This window comes from Rhodoplanes sp. P11 (assembly GCF_964266735.1).
Taxonomy (GTDB): domain Bacteria; phylum Pseudomonadota; class Alphaproteobacteria; order Rhizobiales; family Xanthobacteraceae; genus Rhodoplanes; species Rhodoplanes serenus.
Genome location: NZ_CAXWGY010000012.1, coordinates 443,017 through 462,924, shown reverse-complemented (window position 1 = coordinate 462,924; position 19,908 = coordinate 443,017). Strand labels below are relative to the sequence as shown.

Sequence of the window (19,908 nt, the reverse complement as noted above, 5' to 3'; positions counted from 1 at the left end):
GGCTCAATTGCTTTCGAGGCCGAGCCGCCGGATCAGCTCGCCCTTCAGCTTGTAGTCGTCGAGGATGCGGGCGCGGAACTGGGCGCTGTCCAGATAGGCGGCGACCTGCCCGGTGTTCTCCAGCGCCTTGGTGACCGGCTCCGACTTGACGGCGGCCGCGCAGGCGCGCTCCAGCGCGGCCTTCACGGGCGCCGCGATGCCCTTGGGGGCGAACAGGCCGTTGAGGCCCTGCGACAGCGACCGCTCGACCCCGAGCTCCTTGGCGGTCGGCACGTCCGGCAGGCTGGGATGGCGCTCGTCCGAGAACACCGCGAGGACGCGGACGTTCTGGCCGCGCACCGAGGAGACCGCCGGGACCAGGAAGTCGATGTCGCCCTTCAGCAGCACCGGCAGGCCGGCGGCGTCGCCGCGGAAGGGGACGTGCTGCACCTTCATGTTCAGCGCCGCCGCGGCGTTCTCGGCCGACAGATGGCCGATGGAGCCGACCCCCGGGCTGCCATAGGTGAGCGGATGCTCGGCCGCCCGGGCCGCGGCGATCAGGTCCTTGGCGGTCGTGTGGGGCGAGTCGGCCCGCACCACCAGGGCGAAGACGTTCTCGAAGTACTGGCAGATGTACTCGAACGAGTCGGCATCGTAGCTGACGCCCTTCACCAGGTAGGGCGCGTTGGTGACCGGGGTCGCCGGCCCGGCGGCGAGCACGTGGCCGTCCGCCGCGGCGGCGAGCAGCGCCCGGAACCCGAGGGTGCCGCCGGCGCCCTCGCGATTGGTGACGTAGACGTTCTGGCCGAGATCGCCCGTCATGGCTTGCGCCATGGCACGCGCCACGATGTCGACGCCGCCGCCGGCCGTCCACGGCACGATCAGCTCGATCGGCCGCGTCGGCCAGTTCGGCGTCGCGCTCTGGGCGGCGGCCGGCACGGTCCCGGCCGCCAGGGCGAGAGCGAGGAGCGAAGCGGTCGCGAGCATCCGGGTCATGGCGGTCCTTCTCGTTCGGGGAGCGGGCCGGTCGGCGCTCAGTCGTCCAGGATGGCGACCGCGCGCGTCCAGCCGGCGGAGGCGGCGTGGATCTTCACGGGGAAGCAGGCGACCGTGAAGCCGGTCGCCGGCAGCATCTCGAGGTTGTGCAGCTTCTCCAGGTGGCAGTAGCCGACGGCGCGGCTCGCCTTGTGGCCTTCCCAGATGATCGACGGATCGCCGGTCTCGGCGTAGCGGCGGGCGGTGGCCGAGAATGGGGCATCCCACGACCAGGCGTCGGTGCCGGTGATGCGCACGCCCTGGCGGGTGAGATGCAGCGTCGCGTCGCGGCCGATGCCGCAGCCGGCGTCGAGATAATCGGGATGCCCGTAGCGGGCGCCGGCCGCCGTGTTGACCAGCACGATGTCGAACGGCCGCAGCGTGTGGCCGATGCGCTCGAGTTCCGCCGCGACGTCCTCGGCGGTCGCCACATAGCCATCCGGGAAGCCGCGGAAGTCGAGCTTCACGCCGGGCCGGAAGCACCAGTCGAGCGGGATCTGGTCGATGGTCGCGGCCGGCTCACCGCCGTCGACCACGGCGTGGTTCATGGTCGGGTGAAAGTGCCAGGGCGCGTCGAGATGGGTGCCGTTGTGGGTGGTCAGCGTCACCGTCTCGATCGCCCAGGCGGCGCCGTCCGGGAGCTGGTCCGGGGTGAGGCCGGGGAAGAAGCCGCCGAGCCGCGGAAAGGTCTGCCGGTGATCCAGGTAGGTGATCGACGGCCGCGCCATCGGCGGGTCGGCGACGGTGTCGTTGTCGAGGCTGACCGAGAGATCGACGATGCGCGGGGCCATGGGAGCGATGTCGCGGAACGGGCGGCCCGGCGGCCGCGGGAGGGCGGGACGACGGCCGCAGGACACCATGCGCCCGCTCATGTGTCAATCGCTTGATTGAAGCAATTGCTTGAATTAGGCTTCCCGGCGGGCCTTGCACTCGCCATCAATCCGGGGCTCGTGGGCGGCGGCCTTCGGCCCGCCGGCCGAGTATCGTCGAAGCGCCAGCCCGGGACCCACATGCCCACGACCGAGACTCTCACGACGCCGAACCACGACCGCGCCGGCGATCCGGCCGAAGAATCCGGCGCCGACGCGCCGGCGGGGGTCGGGGGTCCGGCGCATCGAAGCGGGCGCGCAGGCCGAGACACCCGCGGGCGCCTGCTCGATGCCGCCGAGCGCCTGTTCGGCGAGCTGGGCTACAGCAATGTCTCGACCCGCCAGATCGCCGAGGCCGCGACGGCCAATGTGGCGGCCGCCCACTACCATTTCGGCTCCAAGGAGGGGCTGCTGCGGGCCGTGTTCGAGCGTCGCCTCGCCGCCATCAATGCCGAGCGCGAGGGCCTGCTGGCCGACTGCGTGCGCGCCGCCGGGGGGCGGCCCGAGGTCGGTGCCGTGCTCGACGCCTTCATCCGTCCGGTCCTGCGGCTGTCGGAGACCGAGGGTGGCCGCCGCTTTAACCTCTTGGCCGGGCGGTCGTCGACCGACTCCAACCCGGAGGTCCGCCGGGTGGTGTTCGACGTCTACGACGCGGTCGGGCGCGGCTTCGTCGACGCGGCGGTGGCAGCGTGCCCGCAGCTCTCCCGCGAGGAGCTGTTTTGGCGGCTCGCCTGCGTCTACGGCGCCATGATGTATATCCGCGCCGACAACGGCCGTCTCCAACGTCTGTTCGGCCCGGAGTTCAGCCTGTCCGACGTCGGCGGGGCGCTGCGCTTCGCGCTGCCCTTCCTCACCGCCGGCATGCGGGCACCGCCGGCCGCCGACGATCCGCCGCGGCCTTGAGCCGGGGCGTGGCCGTCAGTTCCGGCGGGTCCCGACCACGCAGCTCGCCAGCGCTCGCGAGGCGCGGCGCTCGTGGATGCCGGCGAGGCGGCGCAACCCCGGGCCGGGTCGGCCAGCGTTGCGCCGGCGCGGGTCGGGCAGCATGGCGGCCATCAGGGCGGCCTGGCTCGCGGTGAGATCACGGGCCGAGCGGCCGAAGGCGCGGCGGGCGCCGGCCTCCGCCCCGAAGGTGCCGTCCGGCCCCCATTCGGCGACGTTGAGATAGATCTCCATCTGCCGCCGCTTGCCGAGCACCAGGTCGAGCCACAGCGCCAGCGGCGCCTCCAGCGCCTTGCGCACGAAGCTGCGCCCCGGCCACAGAAAGAGGTTCTTGGCGAGCTGCTGCGACAGGGTCGAGGCCCCGCGCGCCTCGGCGAGCCCGTCGTCCGCGATCGCCTCGCGGATCTCGGTCCAGTCGATCCCCCGGTGCCGGCAGAAGCGGGCGTCCTCGGCGGCGATCACGGCGACCGGCAGGGTCGGCGCCATGGTGTCCAGCGGCACCCAGACGCGGTCGACCGGCGCGCCGGTCGCCCAGCGCCACAGCATCAGCGTCGAGACCGGCTGCCCGATCCAGTACAGCGGCGTCAGCACGTAGGGGAGCAGCAAGATCGCGAGCACCAGCAGGATCGCGATCTTGAGGGCGCCGGCCAGCCGCCGGGCCGGGCGCACCGAGGAGGCAAGGGTCATGGCGGAGATCGTAGCGCGTCGTGTGCGTCGCGTCCTTGCGCCCCGCGGCGAAGTCCCGCAGTTTGCGCCGGCATGACCGCGATCATCCAGACCCTCCTGCTGCTCCTCGCCGTCCTGGTCGCGGTCGCCGTCATGGCCCGCCGCCTGAACGTCGCCCCGTCCATCGTGCTGGTGATCGCCGGTGTCGCGGTCGCCTTCGTGCCCGGGCTGCCGACGATCGAGCTGGCGCCCGAATTCGTCCTTCTCGTGGTGCTGCCGCCGCTGATCTATCTGGCCGGCGTGTCGATGAGCTGGCGCGAGTTCCGCTTCAACCTGCGCTCCATCTCGCTGCTCGCCTTCGGCTGCGTGGTGTTCACCACCTGCGCGGTGGCGGTCGGCGCCCATGTCGTGCTCGGCCTGCCGTGGGGCCTCGCCTTCGTGCTCGGCGCCATCGTGTCGCCGCCCGACGTGGTGGCGCCGCTCGCGGTCGCGCGCCGGCTCGGCCTGCCGCGCCGTATCCTGGTGGTGCTCGAAGGCGAGGGGCTCGCCAACGACGCCACCGCCCTGATCCTCTACCGCTTCGCCGTGGCGGCGGTGAGCACCGGGGCGTTCTCGCTGCCGGAAGCGGCCGGCACCTTCGCGGCGATCGTGATCGGCGAGGTGGCGTGGGGGCTTGCGGTCGGCTGGATCAGCCTGCGGATGCGGCACTGGGCGCGCGATCCGCGGGTCGAGATCACGCTGTCGATGATGACGCCGTATCTCGCCTACTGGGTGCCCGAGCATCTCGGCGGCTCCGGCGTGCTGGCGACCGTCGCGGCCGGCCTCTATGTGAGCTGGAACGGCCCGCTGCTGATCTCCTCGGCGACGCGGCTGCAAGGCGTCTTCTTCTGGGATCTGCTGGTCTATCTGATCGAGGGCTTCATCTTCCTGATCACCGGGATGCAGGCGCGCGCCCTGATCGAGCGCATCGAGTCGCATTCGCTGGTCGAGATCCTGCTCGGCATCGCGGTCACCACCCTGATCTGCATCGTGGCCCGCTTCGTCTGGGTGTTCCCGGCGATCTACCTGCCGCGCTGGCTGTTTCGCGGGGTGCGCCGGCGCGATCCGGCGCCGATCTGGCAGCGCCCCTTCATGATCGCCTTCGTCGGTGTGCGCGGGATCGTGTCGCTCGCCGCCGCGTTGGCGCTGCCCTTCGCGCTTCAGAATGGGGAGCCGTTCCCGTATCGCGACTTCATCGTGGTGGTGACGTTCGGCGTCATCGTCATGACGCTGGTCGGGCAGGGCCTGATGATGCCGCTGGTGATGCGCTGGCTCGGCCTCGCCGCGGTCGGCATCGCCGAGCGGCGGATCGAGCGCGAGCGCGAGCTCACCGCCCGCCACGACGCCATCGACGCGGCGCAGCGGCGCCTCGCCGACATGCTGGCGCAGGGCACGGTGGGCGAAGGCGTCTACGCCCTGCTCGCCGCCCGCAACGACCAGCGCGTGCTCCAGGTGCCGCGGACCCTGGAGGAGGGCTTCGAGACCGCGAAGCTCGGCGGCCGGCTGCGGCTGGAGCTGATCGCGGCCGAGCGGCAGCACCTGCATCAGCTGGAGCGTGATGGTGCCCTCACCGACGAGGCGCGCCGCCGCATCGAGCGCGAGCTGGATCTCGAGGAGGCGAGCATCGCCTGCAAGGCCGAAGGCTACGATCCGCCGCTGTGAGGCATCGCGCCGGAAGGTGCATCCCGCGGCCGCGCCGGGCGGCCGCCGACCAGCCGAGGGACCCGTCATGGGCCGACACGCGACCCGCCGTCCGAGTGCCACCGCCACCGTCGTCGCGCTCGCCGCCGTGCTGGTCGCCGCGGCGGTGGCCGGTCCGGCCGGCGCCCGGGCCGAGACGCCGACGGCGCCGGCGCTTCCCGACCGCGTCCTCGGAGCGCCCGACCCCGGCGCGCTGGCCGACGACGAGGCCGGCCGGCTGGTGCGCCGCGGCCGCGATCTCGTCACCGCCACCTACGCCCATATCGGTCCGGCGGTGGCCGATCCGGCCAGGCGCTACGCCGGCAACAATCTCGCCTGCGGCAACTGCCATCTGCACGCCGGGACCAAGAAGTTCGGCCTGCCGATCTACGGACTGCTCGCCCTGTTCCCGCAGTACAGCGCCCGGGCCGGCGCCGAGATCACCATCGAGGATCGCATCGACGGCTGCATGACCCGCAGCATGAACGGCCGGCCGCTGCCGGCCGATTCGCCCGAGATGCGCGCCTTCGTCGCCTATGTGCGCCACCTGTCGGACGGCTACCCACCGGGCCGGCCGGTCTCCGGCCTCGGCACCGGGGCGATGCCGGAGCTCGACCGCGCCGCCGATCCCGAGCGCGGCCGCGCCCTCTACGCCCGCGCCTGTCTCGACTGTCACGGCCGCGACGGCGAAGGCATCCGCCGCGGCCTGCCGACCACGGCACTCGGCTACATGGTGCCGCCGCTGTGGGGGCCGGACAGCTTCAACGACGGCGCCGGCATGGCGCGGCTGATCACCGCGGCCAATTTCCTGCACTTCAACATGCCGCACGGCACCGACTATCTCGACCCGCGGCTGTCGGTGGAGGAGGCTTGGGACCTCGCCGCCTTCATGGTGTCGCAGCCGCGGCCGCAGCGGGCCGGTCTCGACAAGGACTTTCCCGACCTGCTGGCGAAGCCGGTCGACACGCCGTACGGGCCCTATGCGGACGGCTTCCCCGAGCGGCAGCACAAGTACGGGCCGTTCGCGCCGATCCGTGCCGAGATCGCCCGGCTGCGGGCGGCGCGCGCCGGCGGCTCGCCGCGCTGAGGTGAGCGTGGTCAGCGGCGCGTCTCGGCATCCCGCAGCGCGGCCTGGTCGTGCCGCGGGCCGGGGCCGCCGCGCAGCCAGAGCTGACCGCACGCCGCCTCGATGTCGCGTCCCTGCGTATCGCGGACCACCGCCGGCACGCCGGCTCGGGACAGCCGGCCCCGGAACAGGGCCAGGCTGCCGTCCGGTGTGCGAGGGAGCGCGATGCCGGCAACCGGGTTCCATCGCATGAGGTTCACCCGGGCGGGCCGTCCGGCCAGCATGCGGGCGAGACGGTCGGCGTCGGCAGGGCTGTCGTTGAGGCCGGGCAGCAGCAGATACACGAAGGTGACCACGCGATTGTGGCGCATCGCCCAGGACAGCGCCCGGTCCACGACCTCGCCGAGATCATGCCTGCGGGCGCCGGGGATCAGATGATCGCGCACCGCCTGCGTGGTCGCGTGCAGTGAGACGGTGAGGTTGATGGCGAGATGCTCCTCGCGCAGCCGCGCCAGCGCCTTGGGAATCCCGATGGTCGACACGGTGATGCCGGTGGTCGGAAAGTCGAGGCCGCGGCGGTCGCGCAGGATGCGGATGGCCGCCAGGACCGCATCGTAGTTGTTCAGCGGCTCGCCCATTCCCATGAAGACGATGCGATTGACCCGCGGCCCGAGCCGCACGACCTGCTCGACGATCTCGCCGGCCGCGAGGTTGCGCTTCATCCCGGCACGCCCGGAGGCACAGAATCGGCACGCGAAGGCGCAGCCGACCTGCGAGGAGACGCAGGCCGTATGGCCGTCGACCCGGCGGATCAGCACAGCCTCCACGGCATAGCCGTCGTCGAGCCCGAACAGCACCTTCTCGGAGCGCGAGCCACGCTCGCGGGCGATCGGGCGCAAGCCGCGCAACCGCACGCCCCGTGCCGCGGCCCAGCGTTGCAGCCGGCGGGGCGGATCGGCATGCGACACGAACAGCGCCCGGTAGTCGACGTCCGGTGCGGCGCCGAGCGCGTCGAAGGCCGTCGCGTCGAGCCCCAGGGCCAGCGGCGGAGAGGGTGGGACACCGGCGCATGGCTCCGGCGCAAGGGCGGGCAGGGCAGGGGGAGGCGGCATCGCGTCGACTCGCACGGGGAGCCCGGAGCGGGTCCGGCTACGTCCGAGTTAGTAACTGACGCGACGGTTATAAACAATCCACAGCCCGCCACCGTCCGGCAGGTCCGGCTTCCGGGCCTTCGCCTTCAGGTGAAGGCGTGGTCCGGATAGAGAACTTGGAGAATCCGGCGGGTCTGCTCGGTCATGAAAGCCGCGAGGCTCTCCCGATGCGACACAAGGCCCAGCATGCAGGCGCCCTGGATCACCGCCTGGATGATGCGCGCGGCCGTCTCGGGCGGATGCGGTGTCGGCGGTAGCCTTGCGGCGATGGCCGCGTGCACGAGGTCGTTGCGCTCCCGCGCCAGGGCGGTCAGGCCGGGGTCCTGGATGTCGCTCCAGAACAGCAGCAGATAGCCCGACATGTCGTCGTCGCCCTCCATGCCGGAAATCAGATCCCTGAGCATCGCCCAGAGCGGATCGAGGCCGGGGCCGAACGCCGCGGTGGCGAAATAGTCCCGCACCTCCTGGGTCGTCCGCTCCATCACCCTGCGGTGCAGCGTCGCCTTGTCCGTGAACCGCTGGATCAACGCGGCGCGCGACAGACCGACTGCGGTCGCCACATCCGACAGGGTGAATTCCGACGGTCCCTTGCGCAGCATCACGCTCCGAGCGGCGTTCAGGATGGTCGTATCGCTGTGCAGTTTGGGTCTCGGCATTGGGACCGGGTTTCGGCGGCTGGAGGGGGGCGTCGATCGTCGCCAGGCGGCGGACCGAGCGATATCATTGCCGGGTCACCTCCGGGAGGGGGCGGGCGTCGCGTCTCCTCTGGTGCCGATGAAGGACTGCCTCGATCCGTGGGCAGGACAGAAAGTGTCGACACTTTGCGCGGTGCCGCTCGGGAGGAATGGAGACCGGCCGGCGCCAGCATCGCCGAAACCGATCCAGCAAAGGCCATGATGCCTGAGATGGCTGACGTGGAGGCAATTCGGCGGCCGTTCGACCCCAGTTGACGAGACGGCGGCTTTCACCTCATCCTGTCTACACTTCGATCGGAGCGCCGGAATGCAGCCCCCTCCTTCCGCTACGCCGACTCTCGCGACCCCTATTCTCGCGACCCCGAGCCTGTCCGACACCGCCACCCGTGGCGACGGCGTCTTCGAGCGCATCCTGGACATGATCTACCGCTGCGAGCTGCCGCCCGGCGCCGTCCTCAACGAGTCGGTGCTGGCGGCGCGCTTCGGCCTCAGCCGCGGCCCGGTGCGCGAGGCGGTGCGCCGCCTCCAGGGCATCCAGCTCGTCACCCGTGAGCCGTTCACCCGCGCCCGCGTCATCACCTTCGATCCCGCTGCGGTGCGCGACCTGTTCGAGATGCGCGAGGCCCTCGAAGGCTATGCCTGCCGGCTGGCGGCCGAGCGCATGACCGACCAGGAGCTCGATGCGCTCGCGGCCGATCTCGAGGCGCAGGCCGACAAGGCTGCGGCGGCGGCCCTCGACGGCACGCCCTTCGACTTTCACGAGCGCATCGTGCGGGCGAGCCGCAACGGCCGCATCGTCAAGACGCTGTGCGGGGACCTCTATCACCTGCTGCGCATGTATCGCCGCTGGTCGGGCGCCGCCGTCACCCGCAAGTCCGAGGCGCTGACCGAGCATCGCCAGATCTACCGGGCGCTGCGCAACCGCGACGGCGAGCTGAGCGAGTCGCTGATGCGCTCCCATATCGCCCGCGCCGCCGCCAACGTGATCAGCCGGGCGCCCGCCGAAGCCGGCGACACCGACACGTCGGCCGCTTGAGCCGCGGGCTCGGTGGCATCGACGAGATCCGAACAACTCGATCAGAGCCGCGTGCTGCGGCCGCAGGGAGGAACCCCCATGACCACATCGACTCATCCGCCGCCGGGACCGAGCCGCCGTGCCGTGCTGGTCGCGGCCGCCGGCGCCGCCGCGCTCGGCGGCCTCGGCCTCCGCGTCGCCCGGGCCTTCCCGACCGAGCCCGTCACGGTGATCATCCCGTACGCCCCCGGCACCACCGACCAGCTCGTGCGGGTGCTCGGCATGGGCATGGAGAAGACGCTCGGCAAGCCGCTCGTCACCGAGACCAAGCCGGGCGGCGGCGGCAGCGTCGGCGCCTCCTACGTGGCCAAGCGGGCCAAGCCCGACGGCCATACGCTGATCTTCGGGGTCAGCGCCTTCCACACCATCGCGCCGCATCAGACCGCGCTGCCCTACGGCTTCGCGGATCTCAAGCCGGTGGCCCGCCTCACCGTCGGCCCCAACATGATGGCGGCCCGCGTCGGCGCTCCGTTCAAGGACGTCCGCGAGCTGGTGGCCTACGCCAAGGCCAACCCCGAGAAGGTGACCTATGGCAGCGCCGGCACCGGCGGCGCCCTGCATCTGGCCGGCGAGGCGTTTGCCCAGGCGGCCGGCATCAAGCTCACCCATGTGCCGTTTCAGGGCGTCACCCCGGCGGTGGCGGCGGCGGTCGGCGGCACCGTCGACCTCGCCTTCGGCTTCGCCCAGGCGGTGATGCCGCAGGTCGACGGCGGCCGGCTGGTCGCTCTCGCCCAGTTCGGCCCCAAGCGCACCAAGGTGCTGCCCGACGTGCCGACCTTCCGCGACATGGGGGTCGACCTGGCGATGCCGCCGCTCACCGGCTTCTGGGCGCCCGCCGCCACCCCGGACGACGTCGTCGCCAAGCTCGCCGAGGCGATCCGGGTCGGCAGCATGGCGCCCGACTTCGTCGCCTTCTGCGAGAAGAGCCGCACCGAGATCGACTATGTCGGCCCGGCCGAGTTCCGCCGCGAGCTGGAGACCGAGAACGCCTTCTTCCTCGACATGCTCAAGCGGCTCGGCATGGCCCGCACCGGCTGATCCGAGGGCGCCGCGCACGGCGCCACCCGCTCTCGACGCGACGCGGTGGCCGGCCGGCCGCCGCGGCTGATCCCCCGAAGGAGAGTAACGTGCCTGTCCGAACCCGAGACGAGGCCGCCGCGCTGGCGCGGCGCTATCTCGACGCTATGGAGCGCCGCGCGCTCGACGAGGCGGCGCGCTGCGTCGCGGCCGATGCCGTGCTGACCTTCCCGGGCGGGCATCGCCGCGCCGGCGTCGCCGACATCGTCAGCGGGTCCGGTGGCCGCTATCAGTTCGTCGGCAAGCATTTCGAGGCCGTGGAAGCCTACGACGCGCCGGCTGGCGGCTTCGTCGTCTATTGCCGCGGGACGCTGCACGGCCGCTGGATCGACGGGGCGCCGTTCGAGGGCATCCGCTTCGTCGACCGCTTCGAGATCGACGGCGAGGGAATCCGCCGCCAGGACGTCTGGAACGACGCCGCCGAGCATCGCCTGGCGCGGGCCGCGGCGCTCGCTCCCTCTTCCGAGCCGGTGCGGTGAGCCGATGAGCAGCACCGCCCTCGCTTCCACCGCCACCCCCGCTGCCGCTCCTGCGGCCGTCCCGGCGCCGGCCGCCTATGCGGACGAGCTCGCCGCCTTCGCGGCGTCGCTCACCACCGCGGCGATCCCCGAGGCGGTGCGGCGCCACGCCCGCCTGGTGCTGCTCGACACCGTCGGGGCGATCGTCGCCGGCACCCGCGAGACCGAGATCGCGGCGCTCGCCGCGGCCCTGCGCGCCGGCAGCGCCACGGCACCGGCCCAGCTCGCCTTCGTGCTCGGCACCGCCGGGGTGGCGATCGAGCTCGACGAGGGCTGCGCGCCCTCGCGCGGCCACCCGGGCGTCCATGTCGTCCCGGCCCTCCTGGCCGCGATGGCGGCGGGCCACGACGCCGATGCCGACACATTGCTGACCGCCCTGGTGGCCGGCTACGAGGTGGCGGCCCGGCTGGGATCGGCGACCACGTTCCGCGACGGCATCCATCCGCACGGCACCTGGGGCGCCTGCGGGGCGGCGGCGGCGCTCGGCCGCCTCGCCGGCCTGCCGGCCCCGATGATCGCCACCGCGATCCGGGCTGCCGCGAGCCTGTCGGTCGCGACCGACTATCAGACCGTCCATGCCGGGGCGCTGGTCCGCAACGCCTGGTCCGGCATGGCGGGCTTCGCCGGCACCATGGCGGTCGAGCTGGCACGCGCCGGCTTCTCGGCGGCCGCCGATGCGCCGGCCGGCGTGTTCGGCCGGGTGCTCGGCACCGGCTTCGACCGCGCCGCCGCCACCGACGGTCTCGGTCACCGCTGGCTGATCTGCGAGAACTACTTCAAGCCCTACGCCTGCTGCCGCCACACCCATGCCAGCGTCGCGGCGCTGGAACAGGCGGTCGACGGCGTGGCACCGGACGCCATCGTGGCGGTGCGCGCCTTCACCTATGCGCGGGCGGTCGCCGCGACGGGCGCGCTGCGGCCGCAGCCGACCCCGCTCGCCGCCAAGTTCTCGCTGCCCTACATCGTGGCGGCGCGGCTGCTACACGGCGGCCTCGGCGACGACGCCTTCCGCGAGCCGGTGCTGTCGCGGCGCGACATCGCGGCGCTCGCCGAGCGGGTGACGGTCGCCGACGATCCCGCGCTCTCGGCCCTGTTCCCCGGCGTGCGGGCCGCCCGGGTCGAGGTCGACCTTGCCGACGGCTCCACCCGCACGGCCGAGGCGCATGGGAGCCACGGCGATCCGCAGGACCCGATGTCCGAGGACGAGGTGCGGGCCAAGTTTCTCCGCCTCGCCGGCCCGAGCCTCGGCGCCGACACGGCCGCCGTCCTCGCCGACGACGTGCTGACGGCAGCGGCGTCGCCGGCGATCACGCCGGCTGGGCTCGCCCGGCAGGTCACATCGCTGGTGACGTGATCGGAATCGCCCTCACCCGCCCGGCATCGCTCGTCCAGGCGAAGCCTCGCCCGGTGGGGCGAGAACGATCGGGGTCCGAAATACAACCTTACACTTGTGTAAGTTGCATAATATGAACGTAGACGGAACATAGAGGATACGATACGGAAACTCCGGATAGATTATGCCCGGAGTGACCCATGATCGATGTCGGCGCGCTTCAGCGGGAGTTGCAGCAGGCCCGTCGGGCCCGCTTGGAAGCGCAGGCGTTGGCGTGCGATATCGAGACCTTGCTGGACGCCGTGCGGGGGTCCGAGCGCGCCTGGTACCGGCTGCCCTTCGGGCGCCGGGCCACCGAGCCGGACCTGTTCTCGGCGACCTGATTCGACCGGATTGCCGGCAGCAGTCCGGTCGCGGGGCCGGTCGCGACGAGGTCGCGCCGTGGGCGGCTGCGTCGCGATCGTGGCCCCTCTCTCCGCGCCCGCCGGCACCCGCCGGCGGGCGTGGGCCTTCGACGTGGCCTCCGGGTCGCATCCCCCCGGGCGGAGATGGCCGGCCCGGAGCGCGCCCGGTCCATGCAGGCGCGCGCCACCCGCATGCGGGCCGGTGCGTCAGCCGCCGCGCTTGGCCGCGATCACGTCCCAGATCCGCGCCGCGATGTCGGGCCCGCCGAGCGCCTTGATGGCGCGAATGCCGGTCGGCGACGTCACGTTGATCTCGGTGAGGAAGCCGTCGATCACGTCGATGCCGACGAACAGCAGGCCGCGCGCGCGCAGCGCCGGGCCGATGCGCTCGCAGATCTCGCGCTCGCGCGGGGTGAGATCCGTGGCCTCGGCGGCGCCGCCGCGCACCATGTTGGAGCGCAGGTCGTCGGCCGCCGGCACCCGGTTCACCGCGCCGGCGAACGTGCCGTCCACCAGAATGATGCGCTTGTCGCCCTGCGCCACCGCCGGCAGGAATCGCTGCACCACCCACGGCTCCCGGTAGGTCACCGCGAACATGTCGTAGAGCGAGCCGAAATTGAGGTCGTCGCGGGTGACGCGGAACACCGCGCCGCCGCCGTGGCCGTACAGCGGCTTCATCACGATGTCGCCGAACTCGTCGCGGAACGCCCTGATCTCGTCGCGGTCGCGGGTGATTAGCGTCGGCGGCATCAGCTCCGGGAACTCGGTCACGAACACCTTCTCGGGCGCGTTGCGCACATGGGCGGGGTCGTTGACCACCAGGGTGTTCGGGTGCACGCGCTCCAGCAGATGGGTCGCCGTGATGTAGGCGAGGTCGAACGGCGGGTCCTGGCGCATGAGGATCACGTCGAACCCGGCGAGGGGCTCGCGCCGCTCCTCGCCCAAGGCGAAGTGGTTGCCCGGCTCGTCGCGCACCGTCAGCGATGCGGTGCGGACGAATACCTCACCGTCCCGAAGAGCTAGCCTGTCCGTGGTGTAATACCCGAGCCGGTGTCCGCGCGCCTGCGCTTCCAGCAGCAGGGCGAACGTGGAATCGCCGCGGATATTGATCCGCTCGATCGGGTCCATCTGCACCGCGACGCGAAAAGTCATCTCGATTCACCCCGTTCGGGCCGAGAACGACACCGTTGCTTAACGCCCGGTGTCCAGACTGCCCCAAGTCGTCCAGATCGATCGTGGAGAACGTCCCGTGTTGCATGCGTTCACGCGGGTGTCCATCGCCGCCAAGCTGTACTCGGTCTTCGCCGTGCTCGGCCTCGCCCTCGTCACCCTGGCTGCCCTGGAGTATCGCAGCGCCGCCCTTCAGTCCGAGATCGCCGCCGAGGCCGAGGCGGCCGCCGAGGGCGCCCGCAGCATCGAGCAGATCAACGGCCTCATCTATGCCGTCGTGATGGAATCGCGCGGCATCTACATGTCGACCGATCCCAAGGTGGTGAAGCGCTACGGCGACGGTCTGCTCGGCTACGAGCAACAGATCGGCAAGGTGGTCGACGCCTGGCGCCGCTTCGTGGCACCTGCCGATGCCGCCCAGTTCGACGCCTTCGCCGATCGGGTGCGGCAGTTCCGCGAGTTTCGCCGCGAGCTGGTGCGGCGCGCCGTCGAGGTGTCGCCCGCCGCCGGCCGGGAGTGGGGCGACAACGACGCCAACCGGGCGGTGCGCACGGCCCTCAACAAGGACCTGGACGGGCTGGTCAAGGTCTATGTGGGGCGCGCCGAGCGGGCCCGCACGCTGGAGCTGAGCGCCACCACCAACACCTTGATGCAGGCCGCCATCGCGTTGCTGGCCTTTGCGTTCGGCAGTGCCGGCGTGGTGATGATCTGGCGCTCGATCGCCCGCCCGCTGTCCACCATCACCCGCACCATCGGGGCGGTGGCGGAGCAGCGTCAGACCGAGGCGATTCCCTACACCAATCGGGGCGACGAGATCGGCGCCCTCGCCCGCGCCGTCGAGGTGTTCCAGGGCGCGATGGCGCGCAATCGCGAGCTCGCCGTCGCCGTCAAGGCGCAGACCGAGGCGATCGCCGGCCGTGGTCGACGGGTGGAGGCGGCCATCGAGTCGTTCCGCGGCTCGGTCGAGGAGATCGTCCGGGCGCTGACCAGCGACGCCGGCGCCATGCGGGCCGCCACCCAGTCGATCGTCCGCATGGCCGAGGATGCCGCCCGCGAGGCCAGGCAGGCCGGCGACGCGACCGAGCAGGCGAGCACCGGCATCCGCACCGTCTCGACCGCGGCCGAGGAGCTGACCGGGGCGGTCGGCGAGATCGGCCGCCAGGTCGATCGGGCGACCCACATCGTGGCCGAGGCCGGCGCCCGCACCGAGCGCTCGGTGGCCGAGATCGAGGGGCTCGCGGCGGCGAGCGAGCGCATCGGCGATGTCATGCAGCTCATCCAGGCGATCGCGGCGCAGACCAACCTGCTCGCCCTCAACGCCACCATCGAGGCGGCGCGGGCCGGCGAGGCCGGCAAGGGCTTCGCGGTCGTCGCCCAGGAGGTCAAGGCGCTGGCCGGCCAGACCGCCAAGGCGACCGGCGACATCGCCGAGCAGGTCGCGGCCATCCAGACCTCGACCCGCAGCGCCACCGCGGCGGTCGGCGAGATCGGCGCCGCCATGCGGGAGATCACCGAGGTGACCACGACGATCGCCGGCGCGGTCGCCCAGCAGGCGGCCGCCTCGCGCGAGATCTCGGAGAGCGCCGGGTTGGCGGCCCGCAGCAACACTGCGCTGGTCGGCAATATCGGCGAGGTGACGGCGGCGATCGGGGAGACCGGGCGCTCGGCCACCGGCGTGCTCGATGCGGTCGGTGACCTCTCGCGCGAGACCGCCCTGATCGCCGAGACCGTGCAGGCATTCTTCACTCGCCTACGCGAGGAGGGCGGCATGGCGACCACCGCCAAGGCGGCCTGACCCCGGCGCCGCCGGGACCGCTCAGTCGTCGGCCTCGAAGGCGCCGGCGAGATGCTGGGGCCGGGTTCCCGGCGCGATCAGGATGACGTCGAAGCGCAGGGCGAGGCCCGCCACCTGCGGATGGCCGGCGAGCCAGTGGCGCGCCGCGTCGACGATGCGGCTGCGCTGTCGCGGTGAGATCGATTCGGCGGCGGCGGTCAGGTTGGCGCGGGCCTTCACCTCGACGAACACCACGGTGTCGCGCCGCTGCGCCACGATGTCGATCTCGCCGAACGGCGTCTTGTAGCGGCGGGCGACGATCCGGTAGCCCTTCGACATCAGGTAGGCGGCGGCGCGGCTCTCAGCCGACAGGCCGAGCCGCTGGGCGGCCTGTCGGGCCGAGGCCGGCCGGGCCGCCGGGGCGGGGGCTGAAGCGGGGGGCGGGGGTGCGGGGTCGAGACCGGCGATCTCGCCGGGTCCCTTCAGGCGCCGGGTCACCGTGGCGGGAGCGAGCGGCGCGGCACGCCTGCGCGGCGGCGGCGCATCTCCACCGGCCTCGTCGCCGCGCTCGTCCTCGTCAGGGCTCGTCATCGCCGGTCTCCGAAACGTGGCTTTCCCGTCGCTCGAGCGCCAGCGCCCGCTGATAGACGGTGCGGCGGGGCGAGCCGGTCGCCGCCACCACGCTCGCCACCGCGTCCTTGAGCGAGGCCGAGCGCAGGGCGGTCGCCAGCAGGGCGTCGATCTCGTCGGCCCCGGCCGCCGCGGCGGCCGCCGGCGGGCCGATCACCAGTACGAACTCGCCGCGCCGCTCGGCGTCGTCGGCCGCATAGGCGTCGGCGAGCGCCGCCAGGTCGCCGCGCCGCACCTCCTCGTGCAGCTTGGTCAGCTCGCGGCACACCGCGGCCTCGCGCGCCCCGAGCCCGGCGGCGAGATCGGTGAGCGCGGCGGCCACCCGCGGGCCGGTCTCGAACAGCACGAGAGTCGCCGGGATGGCGGCGATCTCGGCGATGCGGGCCTGGCGGGCGGCCTGGCGTGGCGGCAGGAAGCCCTCGAAGAAGAAGCGGTCGGTCGGCAGCCCGGCGACCGCCAGCGCGGCCAGCACCGCCGAGGGGCCGGGCACCGCCGTGACCGCGATACCCGCCTCGCGGGCCGCACGCACCAGCCGGAAGCCGGGATCGGAGACCAGCGGCGTGCCGGCGTCCGACACCAGCGCCACCGCGGCGCCGTCGTGCAGCCGGGCCAGGAGCCTCGGCCGCGCCTCGGCGGCATTGTGCTCGTGATAGGGGGTCAACGGTCGGGTGATGGCGTAGCGGCCGAGCAGCTTGCGGGTGACGCGGGTGTCCTCACAGGCGATCAGGTCGGCGCCCGCCAGCGTCGTCAGCGCCCGCAGCGAGACGTCTTCGAGATGGCCGATCGGGGTGGCGACGACGTGAAGCCCGGCGGCCGCCGGCGGCACCCGGTGGGTGGCGCCGAGCAGCACGAAGCTGCGGTCGTCGGGGCCGACAGGGGCGGCCGGATCGGTGTCGTGGTGGTCTCTCATCGTCTCCTTTCTAGAGCATTTCCCGGCGAAGTGGACGCCGGTACGCCGTCGACGAGGCGGTCACATGGTGCGACCGAACCCGGCCACCAGGAGGATTGACCCGCCCGGTGTGGTGTGGCGCTGTGGGGCGGTGCATCTTTTCAGGCCCGCGCCGGCCGCTGCGGGGGAGTTCCGGTCATGGCAGCCTCACGCGATCCCATCCGCCCGGGGATGACCCGCCGCGCCGCCGCGCGGGTCCTCGGGCTGGGCACCGCCGTCCTGGCGGCGGGCTGCGCCGGGGTCGATCTCGGCAGCATCGGATCGTCGCGCGGGCCGGCCGAGCCGCCGCCCGGCGGCGGTGCCGGGCCGGTCGCCGAGCCGCTGCCGCCCGCCGGCGGCGGGGCGCCGCCCGCCCTCGGGCAGACCCGGGTCAGCCTGCTGCTGCCGCTGTCGGCCGGCGGCAATGCCGGGGCGGCGGCACAATCCATGAAGAACGCCGCCGAGCTGGCGCTCGCCGAGTTCAACAGCCCCGATGTCCAGCTCGACGTGAAGGACGACGGCGGCACCGCCCAGGGCGCCCAGGCGGCAGCCCGGCAGGCGATCGACGAGGGCGCCGTGGTGGTGCTCGGCCCGTTGTTCGCCCACGCGGTGGGCGCCGCCGCGCGGGTGACCCGCGAGCGCGGCGTCCCGATGATCGCCTTCTCGACCGACTCCAATGTCGCGGCGCGCAGTGTCTACCTCTTGAGCTTCCTGCCCGAGTCGGATGTCGACCGCATCGTCGACTACGCGGCCCAGCAGGGAAAGCGCTCCTTCGCGGCGCTCCTGCCCGAGAACCCCTATGGCAGCGTCGCCGAGGCGGCGTTCAAGCAGGCGGTGTCGCGCCAGGGCGGGCGGGTCGCCGCCATCGCCCGCTACAAGGGCGGCGAGGCTGGGGGGCTCCAGGAGCCGGTGCGCCGGATCGCCGAGGCGGCCGGCCGCGCCGACGCGCTGTTCCTGGCCGATGCCGGCGAGGCGCTGCCACGGGTGGTCCAGGCGCTCCAGGCCGGCGGGGTCGATCCGCGGCGGCTCCAGCTCATCGGCACCGGGCTGTGGGACGACAGCCGGGTGTTCGCCGATCCGGCACTCGGCGGCGGCTGGTTCGCGGCCCCCGACTCGGCCGGCTTCCGGTCCTTCGCGACCCGCTACCGCGGCCGCTACGGCCAGGACCCGGTGCGCACCGCGACGCTCGCCTACGATGCGGTGGCGCTGGTCGCGGCGCTGCTCAAGCAGCAGGGCGGCGGCCGCATCACCGACGAGGCGCTGCTGAACCCCTCGGGCTTCGCCGGTATCGACGGGGTGTTCCGCTTCCGCCAGGACGGCACCAACCAGCGCGGCCTGGCGGTGCTCAAGGTGACCGGCGGCGGCACCGAGGTGGTGTCGGCGGCGCCGCGGGCGTTCGGGTAGGATTCAGATAGGAGAGGCGGGCGAAGCGGCCGCCGCCTTCCCGATACCCTGGCCACGGGCGCGGCGCCTCGGCGTCTTGGCCCTCTCGGCGATGCGATTTGGACATCTCGGCCACGAACCCCTAGATAACGGGCGGCGACGAGCCGCACCCCGACCGAGATCCCGGGCGACGCCCGACGAGACCGCCCGAAGAGACCCCATGACCGTTTCGCTCGACACCCCCGCTGCCGCCGCCGGCGCTGCTCCGGCGCCGCTGGAGAAGACCGCGCTGGAGACCTATGTGGCGCCCGAGCGGCCCTCGCTGGTCGGGATGTCGCGCGCGGGGCTGCGCGACGCGCTCGCCGGCATCGGGGTGCCGCCGGCCCAGACCAAGATGCGGGCCCAGCAGCTCTGGCACTGGCTCTATGTGCGTGGCGCCCGGGACTTCGACGCGATGACCAACGTGTCGAAGGACCTGCGGGCGGTGCTCGACCGGCACTTCACCCTGGCGCGGCCCGAGGTGGTGGCCGAGCAGGTGTCGACCGACGGCACTCGCAAGTGGCTGCTGCGGCTCCCGGGCGACGGCACCGGCGCGGCGGCCGGCCGCGCCCACGAGGTCGAGTGCGTCTACATCCCGGAGAGCGACCGCGGCACGCTGTGCGTGTCGAGCCAGGTCGGCTGCACGCTGACCTGCTCGTTCTGCCACACCGGCACGCAGCGCCTGGTGCGCAACCTCACGGCCGGCGAGATCGTCGGCCAGGTGCTGGTCGCGCGCGATCGGCTGGGCGACTGGCCGGGCGGCACCCCGCCCACCGACGGCATCGTGCCGACCGACGGCGGCCGCCTCGTCTCCAACATCGTCATGATGGGCATGGGCGAGCCGCTCTACAATTTCGAGGCGGTGCGCGACGCCCTGCTGATCGTCGCCGACAACGAGGGGCTCGGCCTTTCCAAGCGGCGCATCACGCTGTCGACCTCCGGCGTGGTGCCGATGATCGCGCGCGCCGGCGCCGAGATCGGCGTCATGCTAGCGGTGTCGCTGCACGCGGTGCGCGACGATATCCGCGACGAGCTGGTGCCGCTGAACCGCAAGTATCCGATCGCCGCGCTGATGGAGGCGTGCCGGAGCTATCCCGGTCTCTCCAACGCGCGGCGCATCACCTTCGAGTACGTGATGCTGAAGGGCGTCAACGATCAGCTCGCCGACGCCAAGGCGCTGGTCAAGCTGCTCAAGGGCATCCCGGCCAAGATCAACCTGATCCCGTTCAATCCGTGGCCGGGCAGCCGCTACGAGTGCTCCGACTGGGAGCAGATCGAGGCGTTCTCCGAGTACGTCTTCAACGCCGGCTACTCGTCGCCGGTCAGGACGCCGCGCGGCCGCGACATCCTGGCCGCCTGCGGCCAGCTCAAGAGCGCGACCGAGAAGCTGTCGGTGCGCGAGCGCATGGCGTTGCGGGCGATGGCGATGACCGAGTGAGGCGCGGCGCCCGCCGC

General features: G+C 72.6%; 19 protein-coding genes. 11 read left to right on the top strand and 8 right to left on the bottom strand.

The window, feature by feature from the left end; genetic code table 11:
- Nucleotides 1-3: 3 nt before the first annotated feature.
- Nucleotides 4-975: a tripartite tricarboxylate transporter substrate binding protein gene (locus tag ACFQUV_RS11285; RefSeq protein ID WP_129608709.1), complete on the bottom strand. Its 972-nt coding sequence runs from the start codon at nt 973-975 to the stop codon at nt 4-6.
- A gap of 38 nt (nt 976-1,013) precedes the next feature.
- A complete protein-coding gene (locus tag ACFQUV_RS11280; protein ID WP_378394831.1) occupies nt 1,014-1,805 on the bottom strand; it encodes a cyclase family protein in 792 nt (263 codons plus the stop codon).
- 219 nt (nt 1,806-2,024) lie between these two features.
- Here ACFQUV_RS11280 and ACFQUV_RS11275 point away from each other — a divergent pair, with 219 nt between their 5' ends.
- Nucleotides 2,025-2,786, top strand: coding sequence for a TetR/AcrR family transcriptional regulator (locus ACFQUV_RS11275; RefSeq protein WP_129608711.1), 762 nt, complete (start codon nt 2,025-2,027; stop codon nt 2,784-2,786).
- A gap of 15 nt (nt 2,787-2,801) precedes the next feature.
- Here ACFQUV_RS11275 and mtgA read toward each other — a convergent pair whose 3' ends face one another.
- Complete coding sequence (gene mtgA / locus ACFQUV_RS11270) at nt 2,802-3,512, bottom strand: monofunctional biosynthetic peptidoglycan transglycosylase (RefSeq protein WP_129608712.1); 711 nt, start codon at nt 3,510-3,512, stop codon at nt 2,802-2,804.
- A gap of 72 nt (nt 3,513-3,584) precedes the next feature.
- Between mtgA and ACFQUV_RS11265 the strand changes: the two genes are divergently transcribed.
- Nucleotides 3,585-5,192: a Na+/H+ antiporter gene (locus tag ACFQUV_RS11265; RefSeq protein WP_111386658.1), complete on the top strand. Its 1,608-nt coding sequence runs from the start codon at nt 3,585-3,587 to the stop codon at nt 5,190-5,192.
- A gap of 67 nt (nt 5,193-5,259) precedes the next feature.
- Nucleotides 5,260-6,297: a c-type cytochrome gene (locus ACFQUV_RS11260; protein ID WP_129608713.1), complete on the top strand. Its 1,038-nt coding sequence runs from the start codon at nt 5,260-5,262 to the stop codon at nt 6,295-6,297.
- Nucleotides 6,298-6,308: 11 nt separating this feature from the next.
- Here the strand turns inward: ACFQUV_RS11260 and rlmN (ACFQUV_RS11255) are convergent, their stop codons facing one another.
- Both rlmN (ACFQUV_RS11255) and ACFQUV_RS11250 read right to left on the bottom strand, forming a co-directional pair.
- Nucleotides 6,309-7,388: a 23S rRNA (adenine(2503)-C(2))-methyltransferase RlmN gene (rlmN, locus tag ACFQUV_RS11255; protein ID WP_378394827.1), complete on the bottom strand. Its 1,080-nt coding sequence runs from the start codon at nt 7,386-7,388 to the stop codon at nt 6,309-6,311.
- Between the two features lie 125 nt (nt 7,389-7,513).
- Entirely contained in the window at nt 7,514-8,083 is a 570-nt protein-coding gene (locus ACFQUV_RS11250; protein ID WP_129607740.1) for a TetR/AcrR family transcriptional regulator, read from the bottom strand.
- A 346-nt stretch (nt 8,084-8,429) separates the two neighbouring features.
- On the opposite strand from ACFQUV_RS11250, the gene ACFQUV_RS11245 reads away from it, so the two are divergent.
- The 5 genes from ACFQUV_RS11245 (at nt 8,430) to ACFQUV_RS11225 (ending at nt 12,508) form a co-directional block, all read left to right on the top strand.
- Nucleotides 8,430-9,158 (top strand): GntR family transcriptional regulator, encoded by a 729-nt coding sequence (locus tag ACFQUV_RS11245; protein ID WP_129607741.1) that lies wholly within the window; start codon nt 8,430-8,432, stop codon nt 9,156-9,158.
- A 78-nt stretch (nt 9,159-9,236) separates the two neighbouring features.
- On the top strand, nt 9,237-10,235 hold the full coding sequence (locus ACFQUV_RS11240) for a tripartite tricarboxylate transporter substrate binding protein (RefSeq protein ID WP_129607742.1): 999 nt from the start codon (nt 9,237-9,239) through the stop codon (nt 10,233-10,235).
- Between the two features lie 89 nt (nt 10,236-10,324).
- Nucleotides 10,325-10,753 (top strand): nuclear transport factor 2 family protein, encoded by a 429-nt coding sequence (locus tag ACFQUV_RS11235; protein ID WP_129607743.1) that lies wholly within the window; start codon nt 10,325-10,327, stop codon nt 10,751-10,753.
- A gap of 4 nt (nt 10,754-10,757) precedes the next feature.
- Nucleotides 10,758-12,146, top strand: a complete 1,389-nt coding sequence (locus tag ACFQUV_RS11230) for an MmgE/PrpD family protein (protein ID WP_129607744.1) — start codon at nt 10,758-10,760, stop codon at nt 12,144-12,146.
- Nucleotides 12,147-12,325: 179 nt separating this feature from the next.
- The gene (locus tag ACFQUV_RS11225) at nt 12,326-12,508 is read left to right on the top strand and encodes a hypothetical protein (RefSeq protein ID WP_129607745.1); all 183 of its coding nucleotides are present in this window, start codon (nt 12,326-12,328) and stop codon (nt 12,506-12,508) included.
- A 228-nt stretch (nt 12,509-12,736) separates the two neighbouring features.
- Here ACFQUV_RS11225 and gshB read toward each other — a convergent pair whose 3' ends face one another.
- Nucleotides 12,737-13,681, bottom strand: a complete 945-nt coding sequence (gene gshB, locus ACFQUV_RS11220) for a glutathione synthase (RefSeq protein ID WP_129607746.1) — start codon at nt 13,679-13,681, stop codon at nt 12,737-12,739.
- A 97-nt stretch (nt 13,682-13,778) separates the two neighbouring features.
- Between gshB and ACFQUV_RS11215 the strand changes: the two genes are divergently transcribed.
- Nucleotides 13,779-15,494 (top strand): methyl-accepting chemotaxis protein, encoded by a 1,716-nt coding sequence (locus ACFQUV_RS11215; protein WP_207211364.1) that lies wholly within the window; start codon nt 13,779-13,781, stop codon nt 15,492-15,494.
- Nucleotides 15,495-15,515: 21 nt separating this feature from the next.
- On the opposite strand, the gene ACFQUV_RS11210 is transcribed toward ACFQUV_RS11215, so the two are convergent.
- Nucleotides 15,516-15,941 (bottom strand): YraN family protein, encoded by a 426-nt coding sequence (locus tag ACFQUV_RS11210; RefSeq protein WP_378394888.1) that lies wholly within the window; start codon nt 15,939-15,941, stop codon nt 15,516-15,518.
- A gap of 109 nt (nt 15,942-16,050) precedes the next feature.
- Nucleotides 16,051-17,013 (bottom strand): 16S rRNA (cytidine(1402)-2'-O)-methyltransferase, encoded by a 963-nt coding sequence (gene rsmI / locus ACFQUV_RS11205; protein WP_129611558.1) that lies wholly within the window; start codon nt 17,011-17,013, stop codon nt 16,051-16,053.
- 177 nt (nt 17,014-17,190) lie between these two features.
- On the opposite strand from rsmI, the gene ACFQUV_RS11200 reads away from it, so the two are divergent.
- Both ACFQUV_RS11200 and rlmN (ACFQUV_RS11195) read left to right on the top strand, forming a co-directional pair.
- On the top strand, nt 17,191-18,435 hold the full coding sequence (locus tag ACFQUV_RS11200) for a penicillin-binding protein activator (RefSeq protein ID WP_129611559.1): 1,245 nt from the start codon (nt 17,191-17,193) through the stop codon (nt 18,433-18,435).
- A 199-nt stretch (nt 18,436-18,634) separates the two neighbouring features.
- Nucleotides 18,635-19,891 carry a 23S rRNA (adenine(2503)-C(2))-methyltransferase RlmN gene (gene rlmN, locus ACFQUV_RS11195; RefSeq protein WP_129611560.1) on the top strand — a complete coding sequence of 419 codons (1,257 nt, stop codon included), beginning with the start codon at nt 18,635-18,637 and terminating at the stop codon, nt 19,889-19,891.
- Nucleotides 19,892-19,908 lie beyond the last annotated feature (17 nt).